At 44.8% G+C, this 11,557-nt stretch carries 10 protein-coding genes and 4 tRNA genes; 8 read left to right on the top strand and 6 right to left on the bottom strand.

All coding sequences use genetic code 11. The features are described 5' to 3' along the window. Positions 1-4: 4 nt before the first annotated feature. From glnL to glnA, 3 genes are all read right to left on the bottom strand, one after another. Complete coding sequence (gene glnL / locus M9196_RS21705; RefSeq protein ID WP_319946379.1) at positions 5-1,054, bottom strand: nitrogen regulation protein NR(II); 1,050 nt, start codon at positions 1,052-1,054, stop codon at positions 5-7. Between the two features lie 134 nt (positions 1,055-1,188). Continuing rightward, the gene (locus M9196_RS21700) at positions 1,189-1,725 is read right to left on the bottom strand and encodes a DUF4124 domain-containing protein (RefSeq protein ID WP_250619587.1); all 537 of its coding nucleotides are present in this window, start codon (positions 1,723-1,725) and stop codon (positions 1,189-1,191) included. A 145-nt stretch (positions 1,726-1,870) separates the two neighbouring features. Then, positions 1,871-3,280 carry a glutamate--ammonia ligase gene (glnA, locus tag M9196_RS21695; RefSeq protein WP_250619586.1) on the bottom strand — a complete coding sequence of 470 codons (1,410 nt, stop codon included), beginning with the start codon at positions 3,278-3,280 and terminating at the stop codon, positions 1,871-1,873. 496 nt (positions 3,281-3,776) lie between these two features. Here glnA and typA point away from each other — a divergent pair, with 496 nt between their 5' ends. Then, positions 3,777-5,606: a translational GTPase TypA gene (typA, locus tag M9196_RS21690; RefSeq protein WP_250619585.1), complete on the top strand. Its 1,830-nt coding sequence runs from the start codon at positions 3,777-3,779 to the stop codon at positions 5,604-5,606. Between the two features lie 97 nt (positions 5,607-5,703). Here typA and pssA read toward each other — a convergent pair whose 3' ends face one another. Both pssA and M9196_RS21680 read right to left on the bottom strand, forming a co-directional pair. Then, the gene (gene pssA, locus M9196_RS21685) at positions 5,704-7,044 is read right to left on the bottom strand and encodes a CDP-diacylglycerol--serine O-phosphatidyltransferase (protein ID WP_250619584.1); all 1,341 of its coding nucleotides are present in this window, start codon (positions 7,042-7,044) and stop codon (positions 5,704-5,706) included. Positions 7,045-7,135: 91 nt separating this feature from the next. Then, entirely contained in the window at positions 7,136-7,567 is a 432-nt protein-coding gene (locus tag M9196_RS21680) for a GNAT family N-acetyltransferase (RefSeq protein WP_250619583.1), read from the bottom strand. 59 nt (positions 7,568-7,626) lie between these two features. Here M9196_RS21680 and murB point away from each other — a divergent pair, with 59 nt between their 5' ends. Together murB and birA are read left to right on the top strand one after the other, a co-directional pair. Beyond that, positions 7,627-8,661: a UDP-N-acetylmuramate dehydrogenase gene (murB, locus tag M9196_RS21675; protein WP_250619582.1), complete on the top strand. Its 1,035-nt coding sequence runs from the start codon at positions 7,627-7,629 to the stop codon at positions 8,659-8,661. Then, entirely contained in the window at positions 8,658-9,617 is a 960-nt protein-coding gene (gene birA, locus M9196_RS21670) for a bifunctional biotin--[acetyl-CoA-carboxylase] ligase/biotin operon repressor BirA (RefSeq protein WP_250619581.1), read from the top strand. The genes murB and birA overlap by 4 nt, the downstream gene beginning before the upstream one ends. Before the next feature lie 64 nt (positions 9,618-9,681). On the opposite strand, the gene coaA is transcribed toward birA, so the two are convergent. Beyond that, on the bottom strand, positions 9,682-10,605 hold the full coding sequence (coaA, locus tag M9196_RS21665) for a type I pantothenate kinase (RefSeq protein WP_250619580.1): 924 nt from the start codon (positions 10,603-10,605) through the stop codon (positions 9,682-9,684). A gap of 211 nt (positions 10,606-10,816) precedes the next feature. On the opposite strand from coaA, the gene M9196_RS21660 reads away from it, so the two are divergent. The 5 genes from M9196_RS21660 to M9196_RS21640 all read left to right on the top strand — a co-directional run. Further along, positions 10,817-10,892, top strand: a tRNA-Thr gene (locus tag M9196_RS21660). Between the two features lie 50 nt (positions 10,893-10,942). Continuing rightward, positions 10,943-11,027, top strand: a tRNA-Tyr gene (locus tag M9196_RS21655). A 36-nt stretch (positions 11,028-11,063) separates the two neighbouring features. Continuing rightward, positions 11,064-11,138 (top strand) — tRNA-Gly (locus M9196_RS21650). A 10-nt stretch (positions 11,139-11,148) separates the two neighbouring features. Then, positions 11,149-11,224 (top strand) — tRNA-Thr (locus M9196_RS21645). Between the two features lie 102 nt (positions 11,225-11,326). Next, the coding region (locus M9196_RS21640) for a GTP-binding protein (protein WP_250618645.1) at positions 11,327-11,557 on the top strand (231 nt) is incomplete at its 3' end.

Here is an 11,557-nt window from a genome sequence, read left to right as displayed (position 1 = left end):
GATGCTAAATAGGCAAATAAATAGTAAAAATGGTACGACCGGGCCAACTTTCTACGTCTATTTTTCCATTGTGTTGGTCGATCAAGTTTTGTGAAATTGACAGTCCGAGCCCAGTACCTCCTTCGCGTCCGCTGACCATGGGATAAAACAAGGTATCTTGTAAATCGGTAGGAATGCCAGGTCCGTTATCGATGATCTCGATACGAGCGGCCAGCTTGTGCCTTTGGCCATGGATATTGGCTTGATGGACTGTGCGAGTGCGCAATGTGATTTTGGCATTGTCTTGTTGTGCGAGTATCTGCGCAGCATTACTGGTAATGTTTAATAGTGCTTGCTCAATTTGGTCGGTATCCATGAGGATTGATGGCAAGCTCGGATCATAATCACGTTCAATACAGAGTTGAGTGCCAGCCTCTAGTTCAACGAGTTGGCGCACCTTCTCTAAAATTAGGTGTAAGTTTTCTTCTCTTTTTGTTCCGGGCTTTTGTGGTCCTAACAGTCGGTCTACTAAAGCTCTGAGTCTATCGGCTTGCTCGATAATTATACTGGTGTATTCATTGAGGTTCGGGTCGGGCAGCATTTTAGATAAGAGCTGTGCGGCTCCGCGCAGCCCCCCAAGAGGATTCTTTATTTCATGCGCCAAACCTCTCACCAATAACTTGGCAGCTTGTTGCTGAGCATGTTGATTGAGCTCCTGAGAGAGGCGTTTCTGCTGCCCAATCTTGCGCATTTCAATCAACAGCATAAGCTCTTTGTTCCAAGACATCGGGCTCACGGTCACTTCCAAAAGCAAAGGTTTACCATCGACAACAAAGGTCACGTCACTGTCGGTAATACTTTGTCCACTTTGTAGCGGCTGGGTGAGAAGGGCGAGATCCAAAGAAGCGTGTTGAATAAATTGAGATAAGTGCGAATCCACCAAGCGCTTCGAGCTTTGAGCAAAGAGTTGCTCAGCTGCTGGATTGGCGTAGCGAACCGTTAGAGACTCATCCAACATGAGTGTTGCCGTCACGACATTATTTAATATGGCGTTAGTCAGTTCGTTATTTGGCACTCGCTTCCCTTACTCTGCTCGTTATTGGTGCATTGCACGTGTTTGAATTCTACCAAGCACCAAAATGGTGCATTTGGTTATTCGAGTATGGCGCAATTTGCCAGCGAGTAAAAGCGAGAACGCCGTTGGTATTGCTATTGCACCGTCGTGCGATGTAAATGCACAGTGATAGTATCTGATGATGCAATAACCTTGCCGCTTTGTTGAACTTGAATCATTAGCGTATGTGTTCCACGGTCGACATATTTTAATGACCAATACGGGTTAGCTTTTGGAGCGCCGTAAGGTTTTCCGTCGAGTAATAATTGCAGTTTATCGCCAATAGCCAATGGGCGACTCATATCCCCAGTGACTTCAATGAACCCTGGATTGCTACGGACGGTTGAGTCATGTTCAGGAGACGTGATGCGGATACTAAGAGGCTGAGATTTGGCATTTCTGTCATTGTTTTCAGCAACAGAGGGGTTTCCAGTGCCTTTAACGTTCTCGATGTGAGTTATTTCAGGGCTAGGCGGAGTCATGTCGGGCATGTTGACCCGTTTAGCCGTTGGGTGATCAGGGGTATCGCTAAAGTGTAGGACGCCTTGTTTGTCGGTCCAAACAAACACATCGATACCAGTGTTGGCGTGTGAAAAAAAACTGATAATTAGTACTACCCAGAGCGGCTTCATATGATGATCTCCTACGTTAAATAAGGGGGGCAGAGTTCATTGATAGGGTAGCGTTACTTGGTCTTTCATAGGATAAAAAAAAGCTCGCCTGCGAGGCGAGCTTTATTAATGATTGTAAGACTGCAACATACAGCCTGAATTCGAATTATACAGAGTAGTAAAGTTCGAACTCTAGTGGGTGCGTTGTCATGTTGATAAGCTCAACATCTTTAGATTTCAAACCGATGTAAGAATCGATGAAATCATCAGAGAATACGCCGCCAGCTGTCAAGAACTCACGATCTGAATCTAGCGCTTTCAGTGCAACTTCTAGAGATTCAGCAACCGTTGGGATTTCTGCTGCTTCTTCTGCTGGAAGGTCGTATAGATCTTTGTCCATCGCTTCGCCAGGGTGAATCTTGTTCTTGATTCCGTCAAGACCAGCCATCAGCATTGCTGAGTAGCATAAGTACGGGTTCGCAGCTGGGTCACCAAAGCGCAGCTCGATACGACGTGCTTTCGGGCTTGGTACCACTGGGATACGGATAGAAGCCGAACGGTTACGAGCTGAGTAAGCAAGCATAACTGGTGCTTCAAAACCCGGTACAAGACGCTTGTATGAGTTCGTTGATGGGTTAGCAAATGCGTTGATAGCGCGAGCGTGCTTGATGATACCGCCAATGTAGTAGATAGCCAGTTCAGATAGGCCGCCGTACTTATCGCCAGCAAACAAGTTTACACCGTCTTTAGCAAGAGATTGGTGAACGTGCATACCAGAACCGTTATCGCCAACAAGTGGTTTAGGCATGAAGGTTGCCGTTTTACCAAATGCATGCGCTACGTTATGAACCACGTACTTGTAAATTTGAGTTTCGTCAGCTTTCGCTGTTAGCGTGTTGAAACGAGTTGCGATTTCGTTTTGACCCGCAGTTGCTACTTCATGGTGGTGTGCTTCAACAACAAGCCCCATCTCTTCCATGACTAGACACATTGCTGAACGAATATCTTGAGACGAATCAACAGGAGCAACTGGGAAGTAACCACCTTTAACGCCAGGACGGTGACCTTTGTTACCACCTTCGAAATCAGAACCTGTGTTCCAAGCCGCTTCAATGTCGTCAATCTTAAAGAAAGAACCAGACATATCAGTGTTGAATTTTACGTCATCAAAAAGGAAGAACTCTGGCTCTGGACCAACAAGAACAGTATCAGCAATACCTGTTGCGCGTAGGTATTCTTCAGAACGTTTTGCGATAGAGCGTGGGTCACGATCGTAGCCTTGCATAGTTGCAGGCTCAAGAATGTCACAACGGATGTTTAACGTTGAATCTTCTGTGAATGGGTCAAGAACTGCGCTTGCTGCGTCAGGCATCATGACCATGTCTGATTCGTTGATACCCTTCCAACCAGCAACAGATGAACCATCGAACATTTTACCTTCTTCGAAGAAGTCAGCGTCGATTTGGTGTGCAGGAATAGAGATGTGTTGCTCTTTACCTTTAGTATCAGTAAAGCGTAGGTCAACGAATTTCACTTCGTTTTCTTGGATCAGCGATAGAACATTTTCTACGGACATCTTGGATAACCTCCAGTGTTATTAATACGGTTTAATAGCTTCGATTTGAGTAATCGGCATTGATTAACGTCTGCTTAATGAAGTGCGTTAATCGATGCTGATTTCTATAAAGCTAAAACCGTGCCAAAAAATAAATCCTTTATTTTTCATTGGTTTGATTCTGTGGTGAACCAAAGTGGTCCTGTCAATGCACCAAAATGATCACTTAATGCACTTAGTTGGTGCAAAATTATTTTTTTGCACCAAGTTGAATCAAGCACACATACATTCAGCATGGGTTTTGATTCGATGTCAACCTTAATCAAGCGCTTAGCGCTGACAATACTGAGGGAGTGGCGCATAATTTAACCAATAAAAATGCTCGATTAGAAAAATTTCAACGAAGTTGATCACATATTTTTTGGGTCTAGCCTATTATCTGGTATATTATTGAGCGTTTTTGAAATCCAGCTAGCAGCAATCAAGCAGCAGCCTCTAATGAGTGAAAGAAAAACCCATGTCTACTCCACAGATTGATAAGTTAAGAAACATCGCGATCATCGCGCACGTTGACCACGGTAAAACTACCCTAGTTGATAAATTGCTACAGCAATCCGGTACTCTGGAATCTCGTGGCGAAGCAGAAGAACGCGTGATGGATTCGAACGATATCGAAAAAGAACGTGGTATTACCATTCTTGCTAAAAATACAGCGATCAACTGGAACGATTACCGTATTAATATCGTTGATACTCCTGGACACGCGGACTTCGGTGGTGAAGTTGAGCGTATTATGTCTATGGTTGACTCTGTATTGTTGATCGTTGACGCCGTTGACGGCCCAATGCCTCAAACGCGTTTCGTGACGCAAAAAGCTTTCGCTCACGGCCTTAAGCCAATTGTTGTTATCAACAAAATTGACCGTCCTGGCGCTCGCCCTGAGTGGGTTATGGACCAAATCTTTGATTTGTTCGACAACCTAGGCGCGACAGATGAGCAACTAGACTTCACTACTGTCTACGCATCAGCACTTAACGGCTGGGCGACGATGGAAGAAGGTGTAACTGGCGAAAACATGGAACCATTGTTCCAAGCGGTTGTTGACACAGTAGAAGCGCCAGCGGTTGACCTAGATGGTCCACTACAAATGCAAGTGTCTCAACTTGATTACAGCTCTTACGTAGGTGTTATCGGTGTATGTCGCGTAACTCGTGGTAGCGTGAAGCCAAACCAACAAGTAACGATCGTTAATGCTGAAGGCAAAAAGCGTAACGGTAAGGTTGGCACAGTACTAGGTTACCTAGGTCTTGAGCGTCATGAAGTTGAACAAGCCAATGCGGGCGACATCATTGCGATTACAGGTCTTGGCGAGCTTAAAATCTCAGATACTATCTGTGACGTAAACAACGTTGAAGCAATGGAAGCATTATCTGTTGATGAACCAACAGTAACGATGACATTCCAAGTAAACACTTCTCCGTTCGCGGGTAAAGAAGGTAAGTTTGTTACTTCACGTAATATTCTTGAGCGTCTTGAAAAAGAATTGGTTCATAACGTAGCACTACGTGTTGAAGAAACTGAAAGTCCAGACCGCTTCCGTGTATCAGGCCGTGGTGAACTTCACTTGTCTATCCTGATTGAAAACATGCGTCGTGAAGGCTTCGAGTTGGCGGTATCTCGTCCTGAAGTTATCATCAAAGAAGAAGATGGCCAGCTACTCGAACCGTTTGAAACAGTAACGATTGACGTAGTAGAAGAGCACCAAGGTGCAATCATGGAAAGCATCGGCCTACGTAAAGGTGAGCTGACTGATATGGCACCAGATGGCAAAGGCCGTGTTCGTATGGACTTCATGATGCCTTCTCGTGGTCTTATTGGTTTCCAAACTGAATTCCTGACTATGACGTCTGGTTCTGGTCTTATCTACCACTCGTACGATCACTACGGTCCACATAAAGGCGGTGTAATCGGTCAGCGTAACAACGGCGTTCTGATTTCGAACGGTACTGGTAAAGCTCTGACTTATGCATTGTTCTTCCTTCAAGCACGTGGTCGTTTGTTCTCTGAGCACGCGGATGAAGTGTATGAAGGTCAGGTTATCGGTATTCATAACCGTTCAAATGACCTAACAGTTAACTGTCTGAAAGGTAAACAGCTAACGAACGTTCGTGCATCTGGTACAGATGAAGCACAGGTTCTTTCGCCACCTATCAAGCACACGCTAGAGCAAGCGCTAGAGTTCATTGATGAAGATGAACTAGTAGAAGTAACACCAGAAAATATTCGTATCCGTAAGAAGCTTCTTACTGAAAACGAACGTAAACGTGCAGCTCGTCCAGCTAAGTAATTAGCCACGAGAGTGCAATTAAAAAAGCCCTGCTAATGCAGGGCTTTTTAATGTCTGGTCAAAATAGAATAAGGCGATATTGCTACCGCCCAAGCTCTTATAGTATTTGCTTCAACACCTTATCTGCGCTGACGCGAGTGATTTTCTTAATCAGTTTTTGTACTGGCTCTGGATAATTTTCAATTTTTTCCAATTGCCTATAGGTACAGATTAGCTGAGTATGTTGAAGAATATTCGCGACTTCTTTGTCGAATTTCTCCGTCAAGTGAGAATAATGGTCTTGTATTAAGATGGCGTTCTCAAGATCTAACTTCCAAGCGCGCGGGTTAAGATTATTTCCTGTAATGAGCATATAGCGCTTGTCGACCCAAAGACCTTTAAGGTGGAAGCTGTTGTCATCGTGCTTCCATAAATTGATGCTTAGGTTACGACTCGCGATATGCGCTTCGTTCGCCTTAGCAAAACGGCGCAAGTTCATTTCATAGAGGTAAGGCAGCCCGCCGATGGTTTTAAACGCTTCTTCTGGCGCAATATAAAAATCATTTGCTGTCTTGTCACCCACTACAATGGTGACTTTTACTCCACGCTTTAAAGCTTTTTTAATCTCTTTTGCGACCGGTTTTGGGAAATTAAAATAAGGGGTACAAATGAAAATCTCGTCTTTCGCCAACGCTAATAATTGGGTGATTCGGTGATTAAGCTTGTTACGTCGTTTACCAATCCCCACGAGTGGAGTGACGGATACTTGATGTTCATCCGCCGTTTCATTATCAAAGCGATATTGAGCCTGTGATAGCGACGCTCGTAACTGGCGGATCTCAGCTTTAATGTCTTTTACGGTAGGCTTTGCCGACAAAGAAAGGTCATTAACCGCAGGGTTATTGATCATTTCTTTTTGCACAAACCCGACCATAGTGTCAGCAAGTTTAGTATTTCCTAACACATGGTAACGGTCAAAACGATAACGGTCTTGGTAATTCAGATAGATATTATTAAGGCTAGCACCGCTATAAATAACTTTATCATCAACGACAAAGCCTTTGAGGTGTAACACACCGAAGACTTCACGGCCGCGCACCGGAATACCGTAAATAGGGATGCCGTGCGTGTTCTTTTGGCGAAACTCGCGATACATGGTGGCGTTACCATCTGACTGAGCCGCGCCAATGAGCCCACGTTGCGCTCGATGCCAGTCAACACAGACCGCAATATCCAGTTCAGGGTTGTTCTGCTTTGCTTGATACAGCTCGGACATGATTTCACGTCCAGCATCATCGTCTTCAAGATAAAGTGCGACTAGGTAGATTCTTGATTGTGCCTCACGTATCGCTTGAATGAGATATTCACGATAGTCATTGGCCGAATACAAGACATCAAATTGGTTTGGATCTTGAGCCAAAGAGGGAAGCTGTTCAAACGAGTTCCTAAGAGCCATCATGTGGGAGACTTTACCTTTCTTAAGTGCAAAATTGCTAACCTAGAATTTTACCAAATTCTTATAGCGAATGGATAGTAAACCGTTGATAAGTTTAATTCGGATCAACGTATTGCATGGCAACCAGCGACTTTCCGCCTTGAATATAGCGTAAAAATAGCTGTTTTAGTGCGTTAGGGAGCGCATCTTTATCAATTGTCTGAAATCCATGCTGACAATAAAACGTTTCAAGATGTTCCAATGCAAAGCAAAAGTCTTGTTCCGAGAGCTCTTGCTGCACGAGGTGCTGCATTAACTGATGCCCTACGCCTTGTTGACGGTAGTCAGGTATCACCAACATTCCCGTCATTAGACGGCAATCCTCGATACTACGAAATCGCACAAGAGCACACAGTTGACTGCCCAATTGAGCGGTGATGATACGCTCATCAGATTTAGGTTTTGCTGCGGGGTAGTGTGACTTGTAGATTTTCTTTGCTAGCGGTAGCTTTATGGGAGCCAGAAGACCAAAATTTAACGTATCCATAGCCAATGCTTGCTCTGAAGGGATAGAATAGAGGAAGTGTAATCCATCAATGAATGCCCATGCAAACAGAACATAACGCTCAACTCAGCCCATTTCATACCTTTGCTATTTCTCAAACTTGTCAGCAATTGGTCACCGTGACCTCTGTCGACGATTTAGTGCAAGCTTATCAAGTACCCGCATGGGCGCACCTTCCTAAGCTCATGTTGGGTAAGGGGAGTAATGTGTTATTTACCGAGCATTTTGATGGGATAGTCATGGTTAATCAGCTCATGGGTATTACTCATTCCAGCAGTGAGGACCATCATCACTTACACATCGCCGGTGGGGAAGATTGGCCTCAATTGGTGGCTTGGTGTGTGGAGCAAGGTTATGCCGGGTTAGAGAACCTTGCGTTAATTCCTGGGTGTGCGGGCAGTGCACCGATCCAAAATATTGGTGCTTATGGGCTTGAATTTAAAGATGTCTGTGAGTATGTCGACTATCTTTGCCTAGACAGCTATAAGGTAAAGCGTTTAAAGCGAAGTGAGTGTGAATTTGGTTACCGAGATTCCATATTTAAAAAGGCGCTGCACAATAAAGCGATCGTTGTGGCGGTTGGTCTAAAACTGGAAAAGCATTGGCAACCCAACTTGTCATATGGGCCTCTACAACGCCTGGATCCTAAGACGTGTACCGCGCGTGAGGTATTTGACATAGTGGTGCAAGTTCGCCAAGAAAAATTACCAGATCCATCAAAAATCGGGAACGCAGGTAGCTTCTTTAAAAACCCGGTCGTTTGCGTTGAGAAATATCAGCATATTAAACAGCAGCATCCCGATATTATTGCTTATCCTTTTGAAGGGAAAATGAAGCTGGCGGCGGGATGGCTAATCGATCAGTGTGGCTTAAAAGGTACTTGCGTGGGTGGGGCGATGGTTCATCCAAATCAAGCTTTAGTGTTGGTCAATGCTAAGAGTGCAACGGCACAAGATGTCACGGCGTTAGCGACCATGGTTCGGCAGCGAGTACTCGATAAATTTTCGGTTGAGTTAGAGCATGAAGTTCGCTTTATGGGCCGAAGATATGAAATCACCCTTAAGGAATTGTTATGAAAGAACATCAGGCAAAACTCGCCATTCTTCAACAATTATCAGAAGGCGGTTTCCACTCGGGTGAAACCCTTGGGGAGTCACTTGGTGTATCTCGAGCAGCAATTAGTAAGCATATTCAGGGTATCCAGCAATGGGGTGTGGACATATTTCGCGTTCAAGGGAAGGGCTATCAATTGGCTCAGTCGATGGAGTTGTTGAATGAAGAACGATTAAAGCAGTCCTTGAGTACGCCCTTTGAGCTTATCCCCATTATTGATTCAACTAACCAATATCTGCTAGATAAACAGCAAGAGTTGTCATCAGGGCAGGTTTGTATCTCTGAGTACCAATCGAAAGGGCGTGGCCGTCGAGGGCGGGAGTGGGTATCCCCATTTGGCGCCAATCTTTATTTATCGATGTATTGGCGACTCGAAGCGGGTATGGCAGCGGCGATGGGGCTGAGCCTTGTCGTTGGCGTTGCAATTGTTGAAGCGCTAGAAAGCTTAGGTATCGAGGGTGTTAAGCTAAAATGGCCAAATGACCTCTACCATAATGATTGCAAATTGGCTGGGATTTTAGTTGAAATGTCGGGCCAGGCGGGCGGCGCCGCAAATTTGGTTATTGGTATGGGCATGAACCTTAAGATGAGTCAGCAAACGGAAGGTATCGGCCAACCTTGGACGTCGCTAAGTGATGTCATCTCGACGCCGTTTAGTCGTAATGATCTCGTGATCGCGTTTGTTAACGCGTGGCAGCAGGCGTTAGAAGATTATGAAATGAAGGGAATGCAAGGCTTTGTCGAGCGTTGGAATCGCCATGACAATTTCATGGGGAGGGAGGTTAAGCTCATAATGGGTAATCGAGAAGTTAAAGGCACGGTACGGGGAATTGACCCAACTGGTGCGGTACTATTGGAAACCGCCAATGGTATCGAACCGTTCATTGGTGGTGAAATATCACTAAGAAAAGCAGAGTAAGTTTCTTTGTGATGTATTGATCAGTCAGTCAGGACTTGACGTTGATTAAGTCCTGCCACAGAACCTATTTTCGCAAATACACTTTTTCCACACAGTGATTGGCGCCTTTTTCTAAAATCAGTTGGGCTCTTTCACGTGTCGGCAGGATATTCTGTACCAGATTCTTTCCATTGATAGAGCGCCAAATATTACTGGCCTTTTGCGCCGCTTCCGCTTCAGACAGCTGGGTGTAGTGACTGAAGTAAGAGCCAGGTCGAGTGAAGGCCCCGTGACGGAACTTCATAAAACGCTGCACATACCAATGTTCAATCAATTCACTGTTGGCATCGACGTAAAGTGAAAAGTCTAAAAAGTCAGATAAGAATACCCGATGTGGATCATGTGGATAGTCCATGCCGCTTTGTAGAACATTGAGCCCTTCAATGATAAGAACGTCAGGCAAGTCGACAATTTTTTCTACATCGGTGATGTCATAGGTAAGGTGCGAGTATACCGGTGCGACGACATCGCGCTTGCAAGCCTTAACGTCAGAAACAAATTGAACTAAACGGCGCATATCGTAGGACTCTGGAAAGCCCTTTTTAGCCATTAGCCCTTTTTCCAACAACACTTTGTTGGGATATAAAAAACCATCCGTGGTAATCAGTTCTACTTTTGGATGGTTTTCCCAGCGACTTAACAATGCCTTAAGTAACCGTGCCGTGGTACTTTTCCCTACAGCAACACTACCTGCAATACCAATAATGAACGGCGGCATATGTTCATTTTGTCCGAGAAATTCTTGTAAGACTGAGTTACGTCGTTGTCGTGCGGCGACATAGAGGTTAAGCAAGCGCGAAAGCGGTAAATATACCTCAGTGGCTTCACGCATGGTGAGATCTTCATTAATACCTTGAAGTTCTTTCAAATCATCTTCTGTCAGTGTCATAGGTACAGCGTTTCTGCGTGCTGACCATTGCTCACGACTAAAGGACATAAAAGGGCTCATAACTCACCAAACATCGAGGTTTCCATACAAAGAGTGCTGAACATACCTCAAGCGACGAATAAATCAAATAATTCATGCAACAGAACACGCGGAATTGATGAAATTTCACGCAAAAAGCAGGTGAAAGAAAAGAATGTATAGGAAAAGCAAATTTTTTTTGAATTAACGGTTGCATCCACAGACTTCATTCAATAAAATGCGCTCCACTTATGCCGACTTAGCTCAGTAGGTAGAGCAACTGACTTGTAATCAGTAGGTCACCAGTTCGACTCCGGTAGTCGGCACCATTTTCTCCTTACCTAAGAAGTAAGCAGATATTGAAAATGGATATAAGTATGGAGGGGTTCCCGAGTGGCCAAAGGGATCAGACTGTAAATCTGACGGCTCTGCCTTCGATGGTTCGAATCCATCTCCCTCCACCATATTCCTAAGGAAATAGCTCTTAGAGTTAACCTGTTGCGTGCATCGTATAATGGCTATTACCTCAGCCTTCCAAGCTGATGATGCGGGTTCGATTCCCGCTGCACGCTCCACATTTCGAGCGCTGATATAGCTCAGTCGGTAGAGCGCACCCTTGGTAAGGGTGAGGTCCCCAGTTCAAATCTGGGTATCAGCACCAGCTCTCAAAGCAATTATTTCCTTTTGATATATACTTACTGCCAAACTATTTTGGTTGCGTGGTCATTTAAGCCACTTTAATCCGTACCTAGAGGGACAACTCATGTCTAAAGAAAAATTTGAACGTACGAAACCGCACGTAAACGTTGGTACTATCGGCCACGTTGACCACGGTAAAACAACTCTAACAGCTGCTATCTGTACTACGCTTGCAAAAGTGTACGGCGGTGTTGCTAAAGATTTCGCTTCTATCGATAACGCTCCAGAAGAGCGCGAGCGTGGTATCACAATCGCTACTTCTCACGTTGAGTACGATACTCCAGAGCGTCACTAC

Origin of the sequence: Vibrio methylphosphonaticus (assembly GCF_023634655.1) — a bacterium.
In the GTDB taxonomy this organism is placed as follows: domain Bacteria; phylum Pseudomonadota; class Gammaproteobacteria; order Enterobacterales; family Vibrionaceae; genus Vibrio; species Vibrio methylphosphonaticus.
Note: the sequence above shows the minus strand (reverse complement) of the source record. Positions and strands in the feature narration are given on the sequence as shown.